Consider the following 21,900-nt stretch of genomic DNA (forward strand, 5'->3'; position numbering starts at 1 on the left):
CGGCGGCCCGGCAGCTGGACGGGCCCGGGCCCCCGGTGCCGGAGGGCACCGGCCTGTGCGACGCGGCCGCGGCATCCGCGCCCGGTGGGACGACCGCGCCCGGCGCCGTCCTGTGGTCGGCGCTGGACCGCGCCGGCTACGCCTTCGAGGCGCTGGCCGCCCGCGCCGGCCCCTCCCCCGGCCACCCCGTCCCCGCCGAGCTGCTGGCCCGGGCCCGGGAGGACGTCGAGGACCTCCTGGCGGTCCCGGCCGCCCGGCAGGTGCTCGCGGGCGACCCGGGGCTGCCGGCGGGCGCCTACGTCCTGCCCGGCGACGTGCGGGAGCACCCCGGCCGGGTCGCGGACACGGCGGCCCGGGACGTCCAGGAGGCGGCCGCGCACCTCCTCGCCCGGGGGGACGCCGGCACGCGGTGCTGGGCGCTCGCGGCGCTCGAGCACGCGACCGGGCTGCGCGCCGGGCTCACCGGGGACGTCGGGGCCCTGCCCGGCGTGGTCCGGAACGACGGCCCGCGGTGACCCCGCGCACCAGCGCGCGGCTCAGGCCCCCCGCAGGACGTCGACGCCCAGTTTGAGGATGAGCAGCGAGACCACGGTGAGGAACACGACGCGGATGAAGCGGCTGCCGCGGGCCACGGCGGTGCGCGCCCCGAGGTATCCGCCGAGCATGTTGGACAGTCCCAGGACGAGGCCCAGCCCCCACAGCACGGAGCCGTGGCCGAAGAAGAAGACGAGCGCGCCCACGTTGGTGGCGAGGTTGACGATCTTCGCCTTGGCGCTCGCGGCCAGGAAGCTGTAGCCCAACAGCGTGATCATGGCGATGACGAGGAACGATCCGGTGCCCGGGCCCATCACGCCGTCGTAGAAGCCGATGACGGCCCCGATGACCATCGCGGTGCCGTAGTGCCTCGTCCCGCTGTGGCGCAGCTCGGTGAGCTGCCCGACGGTCGGGCGCGCCACGGTGAACAGGAGCACCGCCACGAGGGCGGCCAGGATGATGGGCCGGAACACCTCCTCCGGCAGGGACGCCGCGAGCGCCGCCCCGCCGAAGCTGCCGACCAGCGCGACGCCCGCCATGGGCAGGGCCGTGCGCAGGTCGGGGGACGTGCGGCGGTAGAACGTCAGGGCGCTCGTCGCGGTGCCGAACACGGAGCCCATCTTGTTGGTGGCCAGCGCCTGGACGGGGCTGATCCCCGGAACCATCAGCACCACGGGCAGCTGCAGCAGCCCGCCGCCGCCGACCACGGCGTCCACGAAGCCCGCGGCGAGCCCGGCGGCCACCAGCAGGGCGACGACGCCGGGCTCCATCTGCTCCAGGCCCGAGGGCCCGAGCCAGGCGCCGAGCCCCTCCACGGGCTCAGCCGCGCACGGCTGCGGCGACCACCGCGGCGACGCCCTCACGGGCCACGTCCTGGCTGCTCCCGCCGGCGCGGTCCTTGAGCTCGAGGACACCGTCCTTGAGGCCGCGGCCGACCACCAGCACGGTGGGCACGCCGAGCAGCTCGGCGTCCCCGAACTTCACGCCCGGGGAGACCTTGGGCCGGTCGTCGAAGAGCACCTCGAGCCCCTCCGCCTCGAGCTCGGCCACGACCTTCTCGGCCTCCTCCAGCACCTCGGGACCCTTGCCGGTGGCGACCACGTGGACGTCCGCCGGGGCGACCTGGCGGGGCCAGATCAGGCCCTTGTCGTCGTGGTAGGCCTCAGCCAGGGCCGCCACCGCCCGGGTGACGCCGATCCCGTAGGAGCCCATGGTGACGGTGACGAGCTTGCCGTTGCGGTCCAGGACCTTCAGCCCCAGCGCCTCCGCGTACTTGCGGCCCAGCTGGAAGATGTGGCCCATCTCGATGCCGCGGGCCGCCTCGAGGGGTCCGGAGCCGTCCGGCGCGGGGTCGCCCGCCCGGACCTCGGCGCACTCGAGGACGCCGTCCCAGGCGAAGTCGCGCCCGGCGGTGAGGTCGTAGACGTGCTGGCCGGCCACGTTCGCCCCGGTGACCCAGCGGGTGCCGCGGACCACGCGCGGGTCCACGAAGTAGGGGATGCCGGTCGAGGACTCCTCGCCGAGCACCGCCTGGTCGAGGGACAGGCCCGGACCGATGTAGCCCTTGACCAGCAGCGGGCAGGCGCGCAGGTCCTCTTCGCCGGCCTGCTCCACCAGCAGCTCGCCGGAGACGTCCAGGGCGGCACCGATGCCGGCCTCGATGCGCTTGAGGTCCACGGCGCGGTCGCCCGGCAGGCCGACGGCCACGAGCCGCCGCGCGCCGTCGGGCAGGACGACCGCGAGGACCACGTTCTTGAGGGTGTCGGCCGCCGTCCAGGGACCCTCGGCACGCGGGTGCAGCTCGTTCGAGCGCTCCACGAGCGTGTCGATCGTGGGGCTGTTCGGGGTTTCGAGCACCCGCGCCTCGGGGGCCCCGGCGAGCTCGCGCTCCTCGGGGACCACCGTGGTCACCGCCTCGACGTTGGCGGCGTAGCCGCCGGGCGAGCGCACGAACGTGTCCTCGCCGATGACCGTGGGGTGCAGGAACTCCTCGGACCGGGAGCCGCCCATGGCCCCGGACTGGGCCGAGACGGCGACCACGGGCAGGCCGAGGCGCTCGAAGATCCGGATGTAGGCCTCGCGGTGCTTGGCGTAGGACTCGTCGAGACCGGCGTCGTCGACGTCGAAGGAGTAGGAGTCCTTCATGACGAACTCGCGCCCGCGCAGGAGACCGGCGCGGGGACGGGCCTCGTCCCGGTACTTCGCCTGGATCTGGTACAGGGTGACGGGGAGGTCCTTGTAGGACGAGTACAGGTCCTTCACGAGCAGCGTGAACATCTCCTCGTGCGTGGGCGCCAGGAGGTAGTCCGCGTCCTTGCGGTCCTTGAGGCGGAAGAGGTTCTCGCCGTACTCCGTCCAGCGGTCCGTGACCTCGTAGGGCTCGCGCGGCAGCAGCGCCGGGAAGTGCACCTCCTGGGCGCCGATCGCCCCCATCTCCTCGCGCACCACCTGCTCGACCTTCCCGAGCACCCGCAGGCCCATCGGCAGCCAGGTGTAGATGCCCGGGGCGGCGCGGCGGATGTAGCCGGCACGGACGAGCAGCTTGTGGCTGTCCACCTCGGCGTCGACCGGGTCTTCGCGGAGGGTCCGCAGGAACAGGGAGGAGAGGCGCAGCGCCACGTGGGCTCCGTTTCTCCCGGGGAGCGCGGCGAGGTGCGGCCGGGCCCGGGGGTCAAGAGGGTGGGCGGCGCCGACGGCGCCGCTGATTCCGGTCAAATCTACACCCCCCGCCCGGCCCGCCGCGCCGGGATCGACGTCCCCGGGGGCCTCAGAGCAGCACGGTGGCGAAGGTCCCGACCCGCTCGAAGCCGACCCGCCGGTACGTGGCGAGGGCCCGGACGTTGTAGTCGTTGACGTAGAGGCTGACGACCGGCGTGCGCAGGCGGGCCAGACGCACGGCGGCGGCCATGCAGGGCGCCGCCAGCCCGCGGCCGCGGTGCGCCGGGTCGACCCACACGCCCTGCACCTGCGCCACCCCGCGCACCACCGAGCCGAGGTCGGCCTTGAACACCACGCGGCCACGGTCGTCGGTGAGCACGAGGCAGCGCCCCGCCTCGACGAGCGCGGAGACCCGGTCCCGGTACCCGCGGTCACCGCCCGTGTACGGGGAGTAGCCGACCTCCTCCTCGAACATGGCGGCGCTCGCCGGGAGCACGGCCGGGAGGTCCTCGGGGCGTGCGACGCGGACGCCGGGGTGCGGCGCGAGCACCGGGTCGCGGTCGATCGCCAGCAGGGGCTGGACGGGCCGCAGGTCGAAGGGCCGGGGCCAGGAGCGCTCCACCCGGGCCCACAGCCCGAGCACGAGCTCCGCGGGCCCGAACAGCGAGGCGTGCCGGGACCCGCCCCGCCGCAGGTGCCCGCCGACGAGGTCCAGGCCCTGGGCGTCCAGGGCCACGGGCACCACGTTGGTGCCCACCCAGCAGGCGCCGGTCAGCTCCCCGTCCGGTCCGGCGGTGCCGACCACGGGCGGGATCCGCGAGCCCCTGCTGCTGCGGTAGGACTCGACGTGGGCGGCCACGAAGGCGTGGGCGACGGGATCCGCCCCGAGCAGCCGGTCCAGCTGGGCCGGATCGACCTCCCCCGCCGGCACCAGCCGCGGCGCCGTCCTCCGCTGCGTCCTCAACCGCCCGTCACCGGCCCGTCAGCTGACGCTCACGACGGGACTGCCCGCCGTGCTCTCCCCGTCCTCGTCGAGATCCATCTCGGCGGCGATGCGGTTGGCCTCCTCGATCAGGGTCTCCACGATGAGGTCCTCGGGGACGGTCTTCACGACCTCGCCCTTGACGAAGATCTGGCCCTTGCCGTTGCCGGAGGCCACGCCGAGGTCGGCCTCGCGGGCCTCGCCCGGCCCGTTGACCACGCAGCCCATCACGGCCACCCGCAGCGGGACGGTGAGCCCCTCCAGGCCCGCCGTCACCTCGTCCGCGAGGGTGTAGACGTCCACCTGCGCGCGGCCGCACGAGGGGCAGGAGACGATCTCGAGCTTGCGCGGGCGCAGGCCCAGGGACTGCAGGATCTGGTTGCCGACCTTGACCTCCTCGACCGGCGGCGCCGAGAGCGAGACCCGGATGGTGTCCCCGATCCCCTGCGAGAGCAGGGCGCCGAAGGCGGTGGCGGACTTGATGGTCCCCTGGAAGGCGGGGCCCGCCTCGGTCACGCCGAGGTGCAGGGGCCAGTCCCCGCGCTCGGCGAGCAGCTGGTAGGCCCGGACCATGGTGACCGGGTCGTTGTGCTTCACGGAGATCTTGAAGTCGTGGAAGTCGTGCTCCTCGAACAGGGACGCCTCCCACACCGCGGACTCCACGAGCGCCTCCGGGGTGGCCTTGCCGTACTTGTCCATGATCCGCTGGTCCAGCGAGCCCGCGTTCACGCCGATCCGGATGGACACCCCGGCGGCCTTGGCCTCGCGGGCGATCTGCGCGACCTGGTCGTCGAACTTGCGGATGTTGCCGGGGTTCACGCGCACGGCCGCGCAGCCGGCCTCGATGGCGGCGTAGACGTACTTCGGCTGGAAATGGATGTCGGCGATCACCGGGATCGGGGACTTCATGGCGATGATGGGCAGGGCGTCGGCGTCGTCCTGGGACGGGCACGCCACGCGGACGATGTCGCAGCCGGTGGCGTTGAGCTCGGCGATCTGCTGCAGGGTGGCGTTGATGTCCGTGGTGGGGGTGGTCGTCATGGACTGCACGCTCACCGGCGAGTCGGAGCCGACGCCCACGGACCCGACCCGGATCTGCCGGGTCTTCCGGCGCGGGGAGAGGACGGGCTGGGGCGCGGCGGGCATGCCGAGGCTGACCGGGGTCAAGGAGTTCCTCCGAGATATCGAGAACGGGGATCGAGAACAGGTGTCGAGGGCAGGATCTGGAGCGGTGGCGCCGGGACCCGCTCGCCGGGTCCGTCGCCGGTTCCCATTGTGCCCCATGCTCCGGGGCGGACCCCGGCGCACGGGGCGCAATTCCTCCCTCGCCGAACGTCCCGCCGCCGGGTTCCGGGGCCCCGGGACCGGGCTCAGAAGAGCCGGACCGGCTTGACGATGTCCGCGTAGACCAGCAGGACGGACATCCCGATCATCAGCACGGCCACCGCGTAGGTCACGGGCAGCAGCCGGGCGGGGTCGAACGGGCCGGGGTCGCGGCGGCCGAGCAGCCGGGCGCTCCCCCGCCGCAGCCCCTCCCACAGGGCCCCGGCGACGTGCCCGCCGTCGAGCGGGAGCAGCGGGAGCAGGTTGAACACGAACAGGGCCAGGTTCACGGAGCCGACCAGGCCCACCAGGGAGGCGGCCTTGTCCCGCAGCGCGATCTCCTCGTGCGCGGCGATCTCGCCCGAGATCCGGCCGATCCCCACCACGGAGATCGGTCCGTCGGGGTCCCGCGGCGCGTCGGAGAACGCCGCCTCCGCGACCTCGTAGATCCGCTGCGGCAGGTGCAGGACGACCCCGGCGATCTGCTGCAGGCCGTCGAGCACCGCCGCGGGCACCGCGCTCAGCGGCTGCCGGACGGGCTCGGTGGTGGGGCTGATCCCGATGAAGCCGACCTCCTCGTAGCGGGGGGCGTCGTCCTCGCCGGTCACCGCGGCGCCGGAGTCGTCCAGCACGGGGCGCGAGGACAGGATCGGGGTGAGCTGGGTGGACACGGTCCGCCCGTCCCGCTCGACCACCACCGGGATCCGTTCCCCGGCCCGGTCGCGGATGCGGCCGGTGAGCTCGTCCCAGGAGGAGACCGGGGCGCCGTCGACGGCCGTGACGACGTCCCCGGGGCGCAGCCCGGCGGCGTTCGCGGGGGCCTGGGGGTCCTCCGGCCGGCACTCGGTCTGCCCCGCGGTCTGGCGCTCGGCGGCCACCACGCACTCGGAGACCCACGCGACCGTGGTGGTGGGCGTCGCCGTCCCGAAGCCGGAGAGCAGGACGGCGAGGCACAGCGCCCCGAGCAGCAGGTTCATCACCGGGCCGCCGAGCATGATCACGATCCGCTTCCACACGGGCAGGCGGTAGAACACGCGGTCCTCGTCGCCGGGGGCGAGCTGGTCGGCGGAGGCGCCGCGCGCCTCCGCCGCGAGCTGCTGGAACACGCCGGTGCTCGCGGCACGGGCCGTCGCTCCCGCACGCGCCGGCGGGTACATCCCCACCATCGAGATGTAGCCGCCCAGCGGGACCGCCTTGAGCCCGTACTCCGTCTCGCCCCGGCGGCGGGAGAACACGGTGCGCCCGAAGCCGACCATGTACTGCGTGACGCGCACGCCGAAGAGCTTGGCCGGCACCAGGTGACCGATCTCGTGCAGGGCGATGGAGACCGCGATGGCGACCGCGGCCAGCAGCACGCCCACGAGGAACAGCACGACGCCCATCCGTCGGACCTCCCGGGATCGTCGAAGGTCCCCGGCGGGCGCCGGGGACGGCGGGGCCGTGCGCTGGGCACGGCGAGGACCAGTCTGCACCACCATCCTGGACGGTGCGTGGCAGGCGCACCCGGGCACGACGACGGCCGGTGCGCCTCCCGGAGGAGAGGCACCGGCCGTCACGGGGCGCGCGGGGCGGCGGTGCTCAGCGCCGCAGGATCCGGCGGGCCAGTCGGTTGCCCACCACCTGCACGAGCTGGACCAGCACCACGATGACGGCGACCGCCGCCCACGTGACCTCGTCGTTGAACCGCTGGTAGCCCAGCCGCAGGGCGAAGTCGCCCAGGCCGCCGGCGCCGATGGCCCCGGCCATCGCGGACATGTCCGTGATGCCGATGACGAGGAAGGTGTAACCGAGCACCAGGGGGCCCAGCGCCTCGGGCAGGATCACCGTGGTGATGATCCTGCTGCGGGAGACCCCCATCGAACGGGCCGCCTCGACGACTCCGGGGTCCACGCTCATGAGGTTCTGCTCGACGATGCGCGCCACGGCGAACATCGCCCCGATGGTCATCGCGAAGATCGCCGCATTGGGCCCGAGCCGGGTGCCGACGACCTCCTGGGTCACCGGGCCGAGCGCGGCCAGCAGGATGATGAACGGGATCGGGCGGACGAAGTTCACCACGAGGTTGAGGCCCTCGTGGACCGCGCGGTTCTCCAGGATGTTGCCGCGGCGGGTGACGTAGAGGCCCACGCCCACGAGCAGTCCCAGCAGACCGGCGAGCAGCAGGGTGACGGCCACCATGTAGAGGGTCTCCCCGAGCGCGGCCAGCAGCTCGGGTCCCAGGACGGACCAGTCGTTCACGCGGCCACCTCTCTCAGGGTCGTGATGCGGGACATCTCGTCGACCACGGCCTGCACGGCCGTGTCCTCGCCCGTCAGCTCGAAGGTCAGGGACCCGAAGGACTGCTCCTGGAGCACGCTGATCCCGCCGTAGGCGATGGTGAAGCGGACCCCGCGGGCGGCGCCGTCGGAGAGCACCCCGCCGATGTCGACGCCGTCGCCGACGTCCACGATCACCAGGCGCCCGCGGTGGGCGCGGCGCAGCCGTTCCACCTCGCGGGCGTCGGGCTCCGAGTGCAGGACGGAGGAGACGAAGCGGTGGGCGGTCTCGGTGCGGGGCCGGGCGAAGATGTCCACGGTGGAGCCGTGCTCCACGACCTTCCCGTCCTGCATCACGGCCACACGGTCGGCGATCGCCCGGACCACGTCCATCTCGTGGGTGATGATCACGATGGTGATCCCCAGCTCCCGGTTGACCCGCTGCAGGACCTGCAGCACCTCCTGCGTGGTCTCGGGGTCGAGGGCGCTCGTCGACTCGTCGGCCAGCAGCAGCTTCGGGCTGGTCGCCAGGGCACGGGCGATGCCCACGCGCTGCTTCTGCCCGCCGGAGAGCTGCTCCGGGTAGTTGCCGGCGCGCGCGGACAGACCCACGAACTCGAGCAGTTCCGCCACCCGGGCCCGGCGCTTCTCCTTGGGCCAGCCGGCCCGCTTGAGCGGGTACTCGACGTTGCCCGCCACGGTCCGGGAGGTGAAGAGGTTGAACTGCTGGAAGATCATGCCGATCTCCTGCCGCACGGGCGCCAGCTCGGTCTCGCGCCGGCCGGCCACCTCGAAGCCCTCCACGGTCAGGGAGCCCGAGCTCACCGGCTCGAGCCCGTTGATCAGGCGCACGAGGGTGGACTTGCCCGCCCCGGAGTAGCCGATCACGCCGAAGATCTCACCGCGGCGGACGTCGAGGCTGACGTCGTCGACCGCCACGACCTCGCGCGCCGCGCGCCCCGAGCCGGTGCGGAAGGTCTTGGAGACGTTGCTGAAACGGACGAGCACCTCGTCCGGGCGCCCGGGTGAGGGCGGCCCGGCGGGGACCGCCGCGCTCACTGCTCCTGGTCCTTGAGCTCCTGCTGGTAGCGCTCGGTCAGCTCCTGCAGCTCCTGCTGCTCCAGCTGCAGCGGCACGGCGGTGTCCTTCGTCTCCGTCATCTCGGCGTCGAGCACGGGCTGCTCGTGGTAGAGCGCGGCCACCTGCCGGAGGGTCTCGTCGTCGGCGAGCTCCTCGGTCGTGGTGAAGAGGTTGACGTAGGCGCGGGAGCCCTCGGCCTCCGGGTCGTCCTGGGCGAGCGCGGACTTCGGGTCGATGTCCGCCCGCGAGAGGAAGTCGTTGTTGATCACCGAGCCGGCCACCGAGTCGAGCGAGAGCACCGTCTGCTCCGCGGAGACCGGGGTGACCTGCACCGTCGAGGCCTCGGCGTCGACGTCGAGCTCGGTGGGGATGAGGGTGTCGGAGGTCAGCTCGACCAGTCCGGCGGACTCGAGCACGAGCAGGGCGCGGGAGAGGTTCACGGCGTCGTTGGGCACCGCGATCTCGTCGCCCTCCTGGAACTGCTCCACGGAGTCGTACTGGTTGGAGTACAGGCCCAGCGGGTAGATCGAGGTCGAGCCGACCGGGGTGATCGAGCCCCCGGCGGAGTTGTTGTAGTCGGCGAGGAACGGGATGTGCTGGAACCAGGTCATCTCCACGTCGCCGGACTCGTTGGCGGGGTTCGGCTGGTTGTAGTCGGAGAAGTCGACGTACTCGACGGTGATGCCCTGCTCCTCGGCCAGCTGCTGGAGGGCGTCGTGGGTCGGGTCGGTGCCCACCACGCCGATGGTGACCTTGTCGTCGGCGAGGACGCCCTCGCCGGAGGACTCCTGGGAGGAGCCGCCGCAGGCGGTGAGGGCGAGGCCGAGGGTCGTGGCCAGCGCGAGGAAGGGGAGGCGCTGCGTTCGCATGTGGTGCCTTTCCGTGGGTCCGTGGTGTCGGAGGTCTGCACCAGGGCCGGGGTCCGGCGGCGACGGCCGATCGGCGCGCGGAGGGGCGCGGCGGGCGTCGAGCCGTACTTGCCGCCGGCCGTCGTCGGCCGTGGCCGGATGGTCACCTGGGGCACCCCACTACGGGAGAGGGTTGCCGCCCAGCCAGCCAGGGCTTCGTGCTGGGACTCGTCATCCGGCCGACAGACTAGCACGGACAGCGACCCGACTCGGGCGCGGAATTCAGGCGAATAGGGCTTCGCGGGCCCAGCGCAAACAACTCCAGAAAAGACATGGGTCTTGCGACACGGGACTGTTCCAAATCATCACTCTTCACGTCACCGTTCTCCGCAACGGGCGGTGGCCCCGAAATGTGCCAGTGAAGTTCGGGGCCACGCAACATAGGCATAAGCTATTTCAGTAGGCTCCGAGGGCCGCAAAAAACCACAGCAAACCAAGAAGGCCGAATATCAGGCCGATCCAACCGAGGACCTTTCCCGCTGTAGCAGGAACGCCCATAGATTGCGCCTTGTTGGCTTGGGAGATCGCCAAAGGCCCGAGCACAATCCCGAGGACAAACAGTCCAATAACACCCAAAACTGTGGCATTGCTCCGGTGATTCATACCCTGCATAACCATCGGGTGGGGTATTTGACCGTAGCCGAAATACTGTCCGTGCTGCTGATAGTTGTTGGCATTGTGTGCGTACGAGTCTGAATTGTAGGCGTTGTTGTTCGGTGGAACATAGCCATTCTGCTGGGAATCCATCTTTGAGGAGCCTCCATTTGTTATTAGTACAATTTAAAGGTCGCCATCGACCCCTCGTGCGGGCCTACACACTTGAGTGCGCCCACGCCTTCACCAACCATGGCAGCAGAAGAAACAGCAACGGCACGAGCTAGCGACATGCCTCGCAATCGGCCGGTGAGCGCTCTTCTCCCGCCGCGCACTTGACGAGCTGCCACTGCGCCGATCGGGCTGCACAGATTGAACAGTTGATGTCCAAACCCTACCCTGGGGTAATACTGGCACGCCACTCAACATGGCGCGACTGAGAAAGTCTTCCTCCACTTGAGCCCTATCCCATGTCAGAACTTGCCCCTGCCCAATTCACAGCGGATGGAATCGAGTAACAATCCTTCTCGGTCGGCAGTTCTCGACGACGGCTGAGCCTGGATGCGCCGATGTCGAGGCTCGCGGTGGGTGAGACCTGACAAACGAATGCCCTTCTTGCTTGGAACGATGGGAGTTCTTGAAGCTTCCACGTCACCCAGCAGAAGGGCACCCGATACTGCGAGTCTCCCACAGCTTCTCTGCTGATTTCGATGATCCCAATCCCCTGCCCACCGCCGGGCTTCTCACGGTGATGGGCGTGGCCGAGGAGTCCGGGCTGCACGAGCTCGTCGCCGAGCGGCTCACGGTGGACGGCCCGGCAGGGTCCAACGCGGCCGCGAAGATCCCGGCTCTGGTGGCGGGCATGGTCGCCGGGGCGGACAGCATCGCCGACATGGGCCTGCTGCGTCACGGAGGGATGGGGCGACTTTTCACCGCGGGTGGGGCCCCGACCACGGTGCACGCACTTGCGGGTCTACACCTTCGGTCACGTCCGCCAGCTCGACGCGGTCGCCGACCGCCTGCTGGCCGGGCTCTCCGGGAGGGTGTCGAGGCTGGTGGCCGGTGCCGAAACGGTCGCCTACCTCGACGGGAACGAAACGAACCGTGAGACCCATGGCTACGCCAAGCAGGGCAACGGCTATGGGTAATCCGGAGTCAGAGGTTTGAACGCGCAGCTGGCGACCCTGTACACGCCGTCGGCGGCCCCGATGATCACGGCCACCCGCCTGCGCCGTGGCAATGCCTCCGCCCACGGGGCCCCGCGGTTGATCGCCGAGGCGCTGGCCACCGCCCGGCGGGCCGGGGCTACCGGCGCGATCACAGTGCGGGCGGACTCGGCGTACTACAACCGGGACGTGGTCGCCGCCGCCGGTGCGAGCGGGGCACGGTTCTTGATCACCGCGCGGATGGACCCGGCCGTGACCGCCGCGATCAGGCGGACCACCGAAACGAACAGGACGGCGATCCAGTACCCCAACGCGATCTGAGACGAGCAGGAACAGCGGTGGATCTTTGATGCCGAGGTCGCCGCGATCGGCTACACCGCTTTCACTTTCTGCCGGAAGACCGAGCACGTCAGCGTACGGTTGATCGTTCGCCGGGTGAGGCGCCTGAACCTAGCCACGGCCCCGGCCGGGGGTAGGACGAGCTGCTTGTTGCCTACCGGCACCACACGGTGTTCACCAACTCGCCCCTGAGCACGCTCGAAGCGGAGACCTCCCACGGCGACCACATGATCATCGAGCAGGTCATCGCCGATCTGAAAGCCGGGCCGCTGGCGCACCTGCCCTTGGGGTTGTCCACCGTCAAGGCCGCCTGGCTGGTCTGCGCGGTGAGAGCCTTCAATCTCACCGGCGCGGCAGGAGTCATCGCTTCGAGACGGCACGGACGGGCCCGCACGGCCACGATCCGCATCCAGCTCATCAACGCCCCCGGCCCGGATCGCCAACCACACCAGGAAGCGGCGGCTGCACCTGCCCACCGCCTGGCCCTGACAGACCGCCTGGGAGAACCTCTCCCGCCTTGCCCATGTGACCGCTACCTCCATCGCCTGACGCGCTACCCCCTGACCGCACGAGAAGGGACCGAAGTGGAAAAGTCGGGCAGACCGGCCGACCCCTGACACCCAAACCCACAAATCGCCGGCTCATCCAGATCAACTCACCGGAAAATCAACGTCGGCAGATTCAGGCTGAAAGGCAATTTCGACCACCGGGCGAAGCGCTATCAACGCATGAGAATCTCTTGTGTCCGGCGGCGGGCCCGGTGCTCGGCCGCCAGGACCGCCTCTAGCTCGAGTGGGCCGTCCTCGTCGTGCTCGCCCAGCACCGTCTCGACCGTGTCGACGATGGCGGGGAACCGGATGCGGCCGTCGTGGAAGGCGCGCACCGCCTCCTCGTTGGCCGCGTTGAACACGGCAGGGAAGGTCCCGCCCCGCTCCCCCGCCGCCTTGATCAGCTCGACGGCCGGGAACGCCACGGGGTCGAGGGGTTCGAAGGTCCACTCGGTGGCGCGCGTCCAGTCGCACGGCAGGGCGGCCCCGGGGACCCGGTGGGGCCAGGCCAGGCCGAGGGCGATGGGCAGGCGCATGTCCGGGGGCGAGGCCTGGGCGAGGGTGGAGCCGTCCACGAACTGGACCATGGAGTGCACGACCGACTGGGGGTGGACCACCACGTCGATGCGCTCGAGGGGGACGTCGAAGAGCAGGTGGGCCTCGAGCACCTCGAGCGCCTTGTTCACCATGGACGCCGAGTTGGTCGTCACCATCAGGCCCATGTCCCACGTGGGGTGGCGCAGCGCGTCCTGCGGCGTGACGGTCTCGAGCTCCGCCCGGGACCGGCCGCGGAACGGGCCGCCGGAGGCCGTCAGCACGAGCCGGTCCACCTCCCCGGCGGAGCCGCCGCGCAGCGCCTGCGCGAGGGCGGAGTGCTCGGAGTCCACGGGGATCAGGGCGTCCGGGTGCCCGGTGGCCGCCGCGGCGGCCTTGACTAGGGCGCCGCCGGCGATCAGCGACTCCTTGTTCGCCAGCGCGAGCCGGTGCCCGGCCTGCAGCGCCGCGAGCGTGGGGGCGAGACCGATGGAGCCGGTGATCCCGTTGAGCACCAGGTCCGCACCCGGGTGGGCGGCGGCAGCGGACGCCGCGTCGGGGCCGTGCTCGATCTCGGGGCGGTAGTCCCCCGCCCGGGCGGCCGTGGCCCGTTCCGCGATCAGGCGGGCCAACCGGGCGGCGTCGTCGCCGGTGCCGCTGGTGGCGACCACCGCGGCGCGGGTCTCGACGGCCTGGTCGGCCAGCAGCTCGAGGTGGTTCCGTCCGGCGGCGAGGGCGACCACGGTGAACGGGGCCGGCCCCTCCAGCGCCCGGGCGGCCCGGACGACGTCGAGGGCCTGGGTGCCGATCGAGCCGGTCGAGCCGAGCACGCTGATCCTGCGGGGACCTGCGGCGACCAGCGCCTGCAGCTCGGGCGTGTGACGGGTGCGGGGCGAGGAGGCGGGGGGCGTCATGGCCCCAGTATCCCCCGGAACTCCCTGTCCCACCGGTCTTGGGCTGTGCGCCGGCCCGCGGTCCTGACGCGACGAGGCCCCGTCCACCGGGAACGGTGGACGGGGCCTCGTGGACCGCAGGGGTCGGGTCAGTGCGTGGCGCGGCCCTTGCGGCCGGTGATCAGGCCCCAGATCAGCAGCACGATGAGCGCGCCGCCGATGGCGAGGAGCCAGGTGGTCAGCGAGAAGAACGTGCTGATGTCGACGCCGAACAGCGCAGAGCCGATGAAGCCTCCGAGGAGGGCGCCGACGATGCCGAGGATCATGGTGACGATGATTCCGCCACCCTGGTTCCCCGGCATGATGAGCTTCGCGAGGGCGCCGGCGACGAGGCCGAGAACGATCCAACCGATGATTCCCATGATTGCTCCTTATCCGTCCCGGGAGGGACTTTCAGTGTACGCAACCGGCGAGTATCCCTGGAATACCCTGAGCCGGCTTCGTGGCCCACCCTAGCCGACGGTCAGCCCCCTGTCCTTTTACTTCGGCGAACACATCGGGTCTCTTGGGGAAACGGGCCGGCCCGCCGGAAGCCGTGGCTTCGGGCGGGCCGGGGATCGTCCCAGGTGGGAGCGGAGATGGCCTCAGTGGGCGACGGGCTTCTCCGCGCCGATGCCTGTGAGGGAGCGCACCTCCATCTCGGACTGCTTGATCGGGTCCTCGAGACGACGCTCCGTCATGGAACCGATGAAACCGAGCAGGAAGGAGGCCGGGATCGAGACGAGACCCGGATTCTGCAGCGGGAACCACGCGAAGTCGGCCGTCGGGATCATCGACGTCTCCGTGCCGGACATGACCGGGGAGAAGATGATGAGCCCCACCGACATGATCAGGCCGCCGTACATGGACCAGACCGCACCGCGGGTGGTGAAGCGGCGCCAGTACAGGGAGTACAGGATGGTCGGCAGGTTCGCCGAGGCCGCGACCGCGAACGCGAGCGCCACGAGGAACGCGACGTTCTGGCCCTGCGCGCCGATGCCGCCCGCGATGGAGACGAGGCCGATGACCACCACGGTGGTCTTGGCGACCTTCAGCTCCTTGCGGGGGTCGGAGTCGCCCTTCTTGATGACGCTGGTGTAGATGTCGTGGGCGAAGGACGCCGAGGCGGTGATGGCCAGGCCGGCCACGACCGCGAGGATCGTGGCGAAGGCCACCGCCGCGATGATGCCCATCAGCAGCGAGCCGCCGAGCTCGAACGCCAGGAGCGGGGCCGCGGAGTTCACGCCGCCGGGCGCCGCCTGGATCCGCTCGGCGCCGATGAGGGCCGCCGCGCCGAAGCCCAGGATCAGGGTGAAGAGGTAGAAGAGGCCGATCAGGGAGATGGCCCAGACCACGGAGGTGCGGGCCTCCTTGGCGGTGGGCACCGTGTAGAAGCGCATCAGCACGTGGGGCAGGCCGGCCGCACCGAAGACGAGGGCCAGGCCCAGGGAGATGAAGTCCAGCTTGCTGGTCTCGCTCACGCCGTACTTCAGGCCCGGCTCGAGGATGGCCGGGTTGCCGGAGACGGCGACCGCGTCACCGAGCAGGGACGAGAAGTTGAAGCCGTACAGCGCCAGGATCCAGACGGTCATGACCGCCACGCCCGAGACGAGCAGGACCGCCTTGATGATCTGCACGTAGGTGGTGCCCTTCATGCCGCCCACGAGCACGTAGACGATCATGAGCACGCCCACGACCACGATCACGAGCGACTGGCCGGCCCGCGAGCCGATCCCCAGCAGCAGCGACACCAGCGCACCCGCGCCGGCCATCTGCGCCAGCAGGTAGAACGCGGACACGGCGAGGGTGGAGATGGACGCCGCCACGCGCACGGGGCGCTGGCGCAGGCGGAAGGACAGCACGTCCGCCATGGTGAACTTGCCGGTGTTACGCAGGAGCTCGGCGATGAGCAGCAGCGCCACGAGCCAGGCCACGAGGAAGCCGATCGAGTACAGGAACCCGTCGTAGCCCTGGATGGCGATCGCGCCCACGATGCCCAGGAAGGACGCCGCCGAGAGGTAGTCGCCCGCGATGGCCAGACCGTTCTGGGTGCCGCTGAAGCCGCGGCCACCGGCGTAGTAGTCGGCCGCCGTGGACGTGGACTTCGAGGCCCGGAGAACGATGACCATCGTGACGACGACGAACGCGCCGAAGATGGAGATGTTGATCCAGGGCGTGCCGACCGTCTCCGTGGTGGTGGTCGCCATGGGCGCGAGCGCGAGGTACAGGTGGTTCATCGGTCAGTTCTCCTGTCCGTGGACGCCGCCGGTGGGGCCGAGGCTGGGCTCGAGACGCTCCCGGATGGCCGTGGCTTTCGGGTCCAGCTTGCGGTTGGCGAAGGACACGTAGGCGCCCGTGATCGCGAAGGTCGTGACGAACTGGAGCAGACCCAGGACGACGCCCAGGTTGACGTTGCCGACGACCTGGATGGCGAACAGCTGCGGCACGTACATGGCGAGCACCACGTACAGCAGGTACCAGACCAGGAAGGCGACGGCGAGCGGGAAGACGAAGCCGCGGTGGGTCTTCCGCAGCTCCTGGAACTCTGGCGACCGCTGGGCCGCGGGGAAGTCGACGTCGGCGACGAGGTCGTCGGCGTCGATGGGTGGCTGGTTGGACATGGGCTACCTCCTCATGTGATGTGGCCCACACTAGGCCGTTGTATGCACAGGAGCAAGGTGCAACACCCAAAAGTTCCTTTTCGGGGGCCGATCGTGACATGGATCGGCGTTTCTGGACGTTGCCTGGTCCAGCATGTATACACAGAGGCGTCGGGACGCCCGGTTCAGCGAGAGGCCAGGAGCAGCTGGACCGCGCGGTCCAGGAAGGCGTCGACCTGCTGCTCCTCGTAGCTGCGCTCGCCCTGCGCGGGCGGGAAGACGGCCCGCCGCAGCTCGGCCGGCCCGAGGGCGGCCGAGCCCTCCAGCCGGGCCCGCAGGTGCTCGCACAGGACGTCCACGTGCGCCGCGGAGTAGCCCTGGGCCCGGGGCCGGGAGGGGCGCCGGAAGCGCTGGGTGCGCGGGCGGTCGAGGCGGTTCCGCAGCAGCCGGGTCAGGGCGTCGCGATGCTCCTGCCAGGCCTCGGGGCCCTGCACGCGCAGGCACCGTTCGTGCTCGGCGGCGGCGAGTGCGTCCTCGGCCGCGTCCAGGAGCTCGTCGACGGCCTCCGGCCGGTAGCCGCCCCGTGCGCCGGCGAACACGACGGCGCGCACCTGCGTGCTGACCAGGCTCCCGGCACGCTCCCCCGCTCCGGGGCCGTGCCGGGTGCTGTCGAGGGCCGCGTGCACGGCGGCCAGGAAGTCGTCCACCTGGGCGACGTCGTAGCCCCGCTCGGCCTGGGGGCACCGGGGGATCCGGGCGGTGGGCGGCCGGGCTCCGGGGTGTTCGGAGGGCATGCGCTGCGGGTCCTGGGCGCCCGGCTCAGGCGCCCGCGGCGAACAGCTCGAAGAGCAGGTACCCGGCGGGGACCGCGAAGAGGATGGAGTCGATCCGGTCCATCACTCCCCCGTGCCCGGGCAGGAGCGTGCCCATGTCCTTGATCCCCAGCTCGCGCTTGACCATGGACTCGGAGAAGTCGCCGAGCGTGGCGGCGAGCACGAGGACGCCGGCCAGGACGGCGCCCTCCCACCAGGCGTGGTCCAGCAGCAGGACGGCGCACAGGACGCCGATGACCACCGAGCCGCCCAGCGAGCCGGCGAAGCCCTCCCAGGACTTCTTGGGGCTGATCCGCGGCGCCATGGGGTGGCGGCCCCAGACCACGCCCACGGCGTAGCCGCACGTGTCCGAGCCGATGGCCAGCAGGATCACGGTGAGCACCTTCAGGGGGCCCGCCTCGGTGTGGTAGAGCAGCAGGGCGATGCTGAGCAGGAAGCCCACCCACACCAGGGCGAAGACGGAGCCCATGATCGACAGGATCATGCCGTCCCGGTCCCCGAGGGCCCGCCACACGATCACGAGCGTCAGCCCGACGATCACGGCCATCATGAGCGCCTCGCCGCCCCCCGCGAACGCGGCGAGGGGCATCAGCACGCCCGCGGTCACGGCCGGCACGCGGGGAATGGCGATGCCGCGGTAGCGCAGCGAGCGCCCGACCTCCCAGACGCCGATCCCGGCGGCCGTCCCGGCGAAGAGCGCCAGGACGAGGGGCTGGACGAACAGCCCGACGAGCAGGGTGCCGATGAGCACCACGGCGACGCCCACGGCGGCCGGCAGGTTCCGGCCGGCGCGCGAGGGCGCGGTGTGCCGGCGCCCCGGCGGACCCGGGGTCGGCGCCGCGCCGGCCGGGGCGGGCGCGGGCCGGGCCCGTGAGGAGAAGGCCCCCCCGGCGGTGCCGGGGGAAGCCTTCGTCTCCTGGTGCGGTCGTCGCTGGTGCGGCATCAGACCTGCAGCAGCTCCGCTTCCTTGTTCTTGAGCATCTCGTCGATCTGGTCGATGTGCTTCTTGGTCGAGGCGTCGAGGTCCTTCTCGGCGCGCTTGCCCTCGTCCTCGCCGATGTCGCCGTCCTTGACGGCCTTCTCGATCAGGTCCTTGGCGTGCCGGCGGATGTTGCGCACGGAGACGCGGGCCTCCTCGGCCTTGTGACCGACGACCTTGACGTACTCCTTGCGCCGCTCCTGCGTGAGCTCCGGCATGACCACACGGATGACGTTGCCGTCGTTGGCGGGGTTGGCCCCAATGTCCGAGTTGCGCAGGGCCTTCTCGATGTCGGTCAGGGCGGAGCGGTCGTACGGCGTGATGAGCAGGGTGCGCGCCTCGGGGTTCTGGAAGGAGGCGAGCTGCTGGAGCGGGGTGGGAGTGCCGTAGTACTCGACCAGCACGCCCGAGAAGAGGGACGGGTTGGCCCGGCCGGTGCGGATCGCGGCGAAGTCCTCCTTGGCGCCGTCCACGGCCTTGCCCATCTTGGTCTTCGCTTCGGACATGGTCTCTGAGATCACGTAGGGGCTCCTTCGTCGTGTCGCACGGAGTCCTCCGCGCGGGGTGGGTCCGGCCGGTCGCTGCGCGGGGACCGCACGGCCCGGCCTTGCTGGCCCCAGTCTAACCGGGGGCCGTCCCGCACCGGCTCACGCGGTGACGAGGGTGCCGATCTGCTCCCCGAGGATCGCGCGGGTGACGTTGCCCTCGCCCTCCATGCCGAACACGCGCATCGTCACGTCGTTGTCGCGGCACAGGCTGAAGGCCGTCTGGTCCATGACCCGGATGTCGCGGGCCAGGGCTTCTCCGTAGGTGAGGGTGGACAGCCGCTGGGCGTCCGGGTTGGTGCGGGGGTCGGCCGTGTAGACGCCGTCCACCCCGTTCTTCGCCATGAGCACCTCGTCCGCGTGGACCTCGAGGGCGCGCTGGGCCGCGACGGTGTCGGTCGAGAAGTAGGGCAGCCCGGCGCCGGCGCCGAAGATCACGACGCGGTCCTTCTCCATGTGGCGGATGGCCCGGCGCGGGATGTAGACCTCGGCCACCTGCTCCATCTTGATCGCGGACTGCACGCGGGTGTCGACCCCGCACTGCTCGAGGAAGTCCTGCAGCGCGAGGCAGTTCATGACGGTGCCGAGCATCCCCATGTAGTCCGCCCGGGACCGGTCCATGCCGGCCTGGGAGAGCTCCGCACCGCGGAAGAAGTTGCCGCCGCCCACCACGATGGCGGTCTCGACCTGGCCCACGGTGGCCGCGATCTGCTCGGCGATGTCACGGACCACGCGCGTGTCCACGCCGATGGAGCCGCCGCCGAAGACCTCGCCCGAGAGCTTGAGCAGCACTCGGCGGCGGGTGGGGGCGACCCGCGGGTCCCTGCTCAGGCGCAGGGCCTCGTCCTTGATCTCGGAGGCAGAAGTGGTGGGCATGGTTCCTCCCGGCGACGACGGAGCAGCGTGGACGGCTCGACCCCGCGAGGGTGCAGCTGGCTCGGGGCCGGGCCTCCCTCAGCATACAGAACACGCCCACCCGCCGACGCCGGCCCCCGGGGCCCTGGGAGCGTCGCCCCAGGTCAGGGCGGGAACGACGCAGGAGGCGCCCCTGCGGTGCAGAGGCGCCTCCTGCGCGGAGCGGACGCTGGGCGCCCGGACGGGACCGGTCAGGCGCCGACGCGGAAGCGGGCGAAGGCCGTGGCGGTCGCGCCGGCCTCCTCGAGCACCTTGCCGACGGTCTTCTTGGAGTCCTTGGCGAAGTCCTGGTCGAGCAGGACGACGTCCTTGAAGTAGCCCTTGAGGCGGCCGTTGATGATGTTCGGGAGGATCTTCTCCGGCTTGCCCTCGGCGCGGGCCGTCTCCTCGGCGACGCGCTTCTCCGACTCGACGGTCTCGGCGGGCACGTCCTCCTGGGAGAGGAACGTCGGGGACATCGCGGCGATGTGCACGGCGACGTCGTGGGCGACCTGGCCCGCGTCGGCGCCGGCGACAGCGAGCAGCACGCCGACCTGCGCCGGGAGGTCCTTGGAGGTCTTGTGGAGGTAGACGGCCACGTTGTCGCCCTCGACGCGGGCGATGCGGCGGACGACGACCTTCTCGCCGAGCAGGGCACCGGTCTCGGTGACGAGCTCGGAGACGGCCTTGCCGTCGACCTGGGCGTCCATGAGGGCCTCGAGCGTGGTGGCGTCGGCGGCCACGGCGGCGTCAAGCACCTTGTTGCCGAACTCGACGAACGGGGCGGACTTCGCCACGAAGTCGGTCTCGGAGTTGACCTCGACCATGTACCCGACAGTGCCCTCGACGCGCGCGGCGACGAGACCCTCGGCCGTGGCCCGGCCCTCGCGCTTGGTGACGCCCTTGAGGCCCTTGACGCGGATGATCTCCTGGGCCTTCTGGAGGTCGCCGTCGGCCTCGTCGAGCGCCTTCTTGACGTCGAGCATGCCCGCGCCGGTGCGCTCGCGCAGGGCCTTGATCTCAGTGGCGGTGTAGTTCGCCATGGAAACTCCTCACGTAGTCGGTGGTGCCGGCCGGGGCGGGCGCGAGCCCGCCCCGGCCGACCTCGGACGGGGACGGTGCCCCGGCCGAGGGGAACGAACGGTGGACGGAGACTACTCGGCGGCGGTCTCGGTCTCGGCCGGGGCGGCGGTCTCGGCCTCGGCCGGGGCCTCGGTCGCGGCGGCGGTCTCGGTCTCGGCCGGAGCCTGGGTCGCGGCGGCGGTCTCGGCCGGGGCCTCGGCCGCGGCGGTCTGCTCGGCGGCGTGCTGCTCGAGCAGCTCGCGCTCCCACTCGGCCATCGGCTCGGCGGCCTGGTCGGCGCCGCCGGACTTCTTGTTGTGGCGCTCCATGAGGCCCTCGGCCACGGCGTCGGCGATCACGCGGGTCAGCAGGTTGACGGAGCGGATGGCGTCGTCGTTGCCGGGGATCGGGAAGGCGACCTCGTCGGGGTCGCAGTTGGTGTCGAGGATCGCGACGACGGGGATGCCCAGCTTCTGGGCCTCGTCCACCGCGAGGTGCTCCTTCTTGGTGTCCACGATCCAGATCAGGGACGGGGCCTTGGTCAGGTTGCGGATGCCGCCGAGGGTGCGCTCCAGCTTCTCCTTCTCGCGGCGCAGGAGCAGGAGCTCCTTCTTGGTGTACTGCGAGCCGGCGACGTCGTCGAAGTCGATCTCCTCGAGCTCCTTCATGCGCTCGATGCGCTTGGAGACCGTGGCGAAGTTGGTGAGCATGCCGCCGAGCCAGCGGTGGTTCACGTAGGGCATGCCCACGCGGGTGGCCTGCTCGGCGATGGCCTCCTGGGCCTGCTTCTTGGTGCCGACGAAGAGGATGGTGCCGCCGTGGGCCACGGTGGTCTTGACGGCCTCGTAGGCGCGGTCGATGAAGGACAGCGACTGCTGGAGGTCGATGATGTAGATGCCGTTGCGCTCGGTGAAGATGAAGCGCTTCATCTTCGGGTTCCAGCGGCGGGTCTGGTGGCCGAAGTGCACGCCGCTGTCGAGGAGCTGGCGCATGGTAACGACAGACATGTCGTCTCCTTGTTCTCGTGCGGGAGGGCGCGCGACGGCGCCCGGCCCGCGGGTACGGTTCTCGGCTGCGTCCGGCGGACGAGCCCCTGGCGCAGCGGTGGGCGGACCCTGCGGGTCCGTCTCCCGA

Annotated in this window: 20 protein-coding genes, 1 pseudogene and 1 riboswitch; of the genes and pseudogenes, 2 read left to right on the plus strand and 19 right to left on the minus strand. The window is 71.2% G+C overall.

The window, feature by feature from the left end; translation table 11 throughout:
* On the plus strand, nucleotides 1-515 hold a 515-nt coding region (locus Q0817_RS00005), incomplete at its 5' end, for a hypothetical protein (protein WP_298582362.1).
* A 21-nt stretch (nucleotides 516-536) separates the two neighbouring features.
* Here the strand turns inward: Q0817_RS00005 and Q0817_RS00010 are convergent.
* The 9 genes from Q0817_RS00010 to Q0817_RS00050 form a co-directional block, all read right to left on the minus strand.
* Nucleotides 537-1,304, minus strand: a complete 768-nt coding sequence (locus tag Q0817_RS00010; protein ID WP_298583033.1) for a TSUP family transporter — start codon at nucleotides 1,302-1,304, stop codon at nucleotides 537-539.
* Between the two features lie 49 nt (nucleotides 1,305-1,353).
* Entirely contained in the window at nucleotides 1,354-3,153 is a 1,800-nt protein-coding gene (locus Q0817_RS00015; protein ID WP_298583034.1) for a proline--tRNA ligase, read from the minus strand.
* Between the two features lie 148 nt (nucleotides 3,154-3,301).
* Complete coding sequence (locus Q0817_RS00020; RefSeq protein ID WP_298582365.1) at nucleotides 3,302-4,156, minus strand: DUF4081 domain-containing GNAT family N-acetyltransferase; 855 nt, start codon at nucleotides 4,154-4,156, stop codon at nucleotides 3,302-3,304.
* An 18-nt stretch (nucleotides 4,157-4,174) separates the two neighbouring features.
* Nucleotides 4,175-5,341 carry a flavodoxin-dependent (E)-4-hydroxy-3-methylbut-2-enyl-diphosphate synthase gene (gene ispG, locus Q0817_RS00025; RefSeq protein WP_298582367.1) on the minus strand — a complete coding sequence of 389 codons (1,167 nt, stop codon included), beginning with the start codon at nucleotides 5,339-5,341 and terminating at the stop codon, nucleotides 4,175-4,177.
* A gap of 203 nt (nucleotides 5,342-5,544) precedes the next feature.
* Nucleotides 5,545-6,879, minus strand: a complete 1,335-nt coding sequence (locus Q0817_RS00030; RefSeq protein ID WP_298582370.1) for an RIP metalloprotease — start codon at nucleotides 6,877-6,879, stop codon at nucleotides 5,545-5,547.
* A 196-nt stretch (nucleotides 6,880-7,075) separates the two neighbouring features.
* Nucleotides 7,076-7,735, minus strand: a complete 660-nt coding sequence (locus Q0817_RS00035) for a methionine ABC transporter permease (RefSeq protein ID WP_298582373.1) — start codon at nucleotides 7,733-7,735, stop codon at nucleotides 7,076-7,078.
* Nucleotides 7,732-8,811: a methionine ABC transporter ATP-binding protein gene (locus Q0817_RS00040; protein ID WP_298582376.1), complete on the minus strand. Its 1,080-nt coding sequence runs from the start codon at nucleotides 8,809-8,811 to the stop codon at nucleotides 7,732-7,734. Before Q0817_RS00040 ends, Q0817_RS00035 begins: the two co-directional genes overlap by 4 nt.
* Nucleotides 8,808-9,701 (minus strand): MetQ/NlpA family ABC transporter substrate-binding protein, encoded by an 894-nt coding sequence (locus Q0817_RS00045; protein WP_298582379.1) that lies wholly within the window; start codon nucleotides 9,699-9,701, stop codon nucleotides 8,808-8,810. The genes Q0817_RS00040 and Q0817_RS00045 overlap by 4 nt, the downstream gene beginning before the upstream one ends.
* A gap of 99 nt (nucleotides 9,702-9,800) precedes the next feature.
* Nucleotides 9,801-9,916, minus strand: a riboswitch (SAM riboswitch).
* A gap of 220 nt (nucleotides 9,917-10,136) precedes the next feature.
* Nucleotides 10,137-10,487 (minus strand): hypothetical protein, encoded by a 351-nt coding sequence (locus Q0817_RS00050; protein ID WP_298582382.1) that lies wholly within the window; start codon nucleotides 10,485-10,487, stop codon nucleotides 10,137-10,139.
* A 523-nt stretch (nucleotides 10,488-11,010) separates the two neighbouring features.
* Between Q0817_RS00050 and Q0817_RS00055 the strand changes: the two are divergent.
* Nucleotides 11,011-12,325, plus strand: a pseudogene (locus Q0817_RS00055) (IS1380 family transposase); the annotation flags it as partial.
* A 235-nt stretch (nucleotides 12,326-12,560) separates the two neighbouring features.
* Here Q0817_RS00055 and dxr read toward each other — a convergent pair.
* From dxr to rpsB, 10 genes are all read right to left on the minus strand, one after another.
* A complete protein-coding gene (gene dxr / locus Q0817_RS00060; RefSeq protein WP_298582385.1) occupies nucleotides 12,561-13,835 on the minus strand; it encodes a 1-deoxy-D-xylulose-5-phosphate reductoisomerase in 1,275 nt (424 codons plus the stop codon).
* 128 nt (nucleotides 13,836-13,963) lie between these two features.
* Nucleotides 13,964-14,236, minus strand: a complete 273-nt coding sequence (locus Q0817_RS00065; protein ID WP_298582388.1) for a GlsB/YeaQ/YmgE family stress response membrane protein — start codon at nucleotides 14,234-14,236, stop codon at nucleotides 13,964-13,966.
* Between the two features lie 222 nt (nucleotides 14,237-14,458).
* A complete protein-coding gene (locus Q0817_RS00070; RefSeq protein WP_298582391.1) occupies nucleotides 14,459-16,090 on the minus strand; it encodes a cation acetate symporter in 1,632 nt (543 codons plus the stop codon).
* Between the two features lie 3 nt (nucleotides 16,091-16,093).
* Nucleotides 16,094-16,474: a DUF485 domain-containing protein gene (locus tag Q0817_RS00075; protein ID WP_298582394.1), complete on the minus strand. Its 381-nt coding sequence runs from the start codon at nucleotides 16,472-16,474 to the stop codon at nucleotides 16,094-16,096.
* A gap of 164 nt (nucleotides 16,475-16,638) precedes the next feature.
* Nucleotides 16,639-17,247, minus strand: coding sequence for a DivIVA domain-containing protein (locus Q0817_RS00080; RefSeq protein WP_298582397.1), 609 nt, complete (start codon nucleotides 17,245-17,247; stop codon nucleotides 16,639-16,641).
* A gap of 25 nt (nucleotides 17,248-17,272) precedes the next feature.
* A complete protein-coding gene (locus Q0817_RS00085; protein ID WP_298582400.1) occupies nucleotides 17,273-18,229 on the minus strand; it encodes a phosphatidate cytidylyltransferase in 957 nt (318 codons plus the stop codon).
* Nucleotides 18,229-18,786 carry a ribosome recycling factor gene (frr, locus tag Q0817_RS00090; protein WP_298582402.1) on the minus strand — a complete coding sequence of 186 codons (558 nt, stop codon included), beginning with the start codon at nucleotides 18,784-18,786 and terminating at the stop codon, nucleotides 18,229-18,231. The genes Q0817_RS00085 and frr overlap by 1 nt, the downstream gene beginning before the upstream one ends.
* A gap of 126 nt (nucleotides 18,787-18,912) precedes the next feature.
* On the minus strand, nucleotides 18,913-19,686 hold the full coding sequence (pyrH, locus tag Q0817_RS00095) for a UMP kinase (protein ID WP_298582405.1): 774 nt from the start codon (nucleotides 19,684-19,686) through the stop codon (nucleotides 18,913-18,915).
* 230 nt (nucleotides 19,687-19,916) lie between these two features.
* The gene (tsf, locus tag Q0817_RS00100) at nucleotides 19,917-20,747 is read right to left on the minus strand and encodes a translation elongation factor Ts (RefSeq protein WP_298582408.1); all 831 of its coding nucleotides are present in this window, start codon (nucleotides 20,745-20,747) and stop codon (nucleotides 19,917-19,919) included.
* A 111-nt stretch (nucleotides 20,748-20,858) separates the two neighbouring features.
* Nucleotides 20,859-21,773, minus strand: coding sequence for a 30S ribosomal protein S2 (rpsB, locus tag Q0817_RS00105; protein WP_298582411.1), 915 nt, complete (start codon nucleotides 21,771-21,773; stop codon nucleotides 20,859-20,861).
* Nucleotides 21,774-21,900: the final 127 nt, after the last annotated feature.

Source organism: uncultured Kocuria sp. (genome assembly GCF_947500125.1).
In the GTDB taxonomy this organism is placed as follows: domain Bacteria; phylum Actinomycetota; class Actinomycetes; order Actinomycetales; family Micrococcaceae; genus Kocuria.

Coding starts and splice junctions, on each gene's coding strand:
- Q0817_RS00010 (WP_298583033.1), bottom strand. CDS start 1,304: ATGGAGCCCGGCGTCGTCGCCCTGCTGGTGGCCGCCGGGCTCGCCGCG.
- Q0817_RS00030 (WP_298582370.1), bottom strand. CDS start 6,879: ATGGGCGTCGTGCTGTTCCTCGTGGGCGTGCTGCTGGCCGCGGTCGCC.
- Q0817_RS00045 (WP_298582379.1), bottom strand. CDS start 9,701: ATGCGAACGCAGCGCCTCCCCTTCCTCGCGCTGGCCACGACCCTCGGC.
- Q0817_RS00050 (WP_298582382.1), bottom strand. CDS start 10,487: ATGGATTCCCAGCAGAATGGCTATGTTCCACCGAACAACAACGCCTAC.
- dxr (WP_298582385.1), bottom strand. CDS start 13,835: ATGACGCCCCCCGCCTCCTCGCCCCGCACCCGTCACACGCCCGAGCTG.
- Q0817_RS00065 (WP_298582388.1), bottom strand. CDS start 14,236: ATGGGAATCATCGGTTGGATCGTTCTCGGCCTCGTCGCCGGCGCCCTC.
- Q0817_RS00070 (WP_298582391.1), bottom strand. CDS start 16,090: ATGAACCACCTGTACCTCGCGCTCGCGCCCATGGCGACCACCACCACG.
- Q0817_RS00075 (WP_298582394.1), bottom strand. CDS start 16,474: ATGTCCAACCAGCCACCCATCGACGCCGACGACCTCGTCGCCGACGTC.
- Q0817_RS00080 (WP_298582397.1), bottom strand. CDS start 17,247: ATGCCCTCCGAACACCCCGGAGCCCGGCCGCCCACCGCCCGGATCCCC.
- Q0817_RS00085 (WP_298582400.1), bottom strand. CDS start 18,229: ATGCCGCACCAGCGACGACCGCACCAGGAGACGAAGGCTTCCCCCGGC.
- pyrH (WP_298582405.1), bottom strand. CDS start 19,686: ATGCCCACCACTTCTGCCTCCGAGATCAAGGACGAGGCCCTGCGCCTG.
- tsf (WP_298582408.1), bottom strand. CDS start 20,747: ATGGCGAACTACACCGCCACTGAGATCAAGGCCCTGCGCGAGCGCACC.
- rpsB (WP_298582411.1), bottom strand. CDS start 21,773: ATGTCTGTCGTTACCATGCGCCAGCTCCTCGACAGCGGCGTGCACTTC.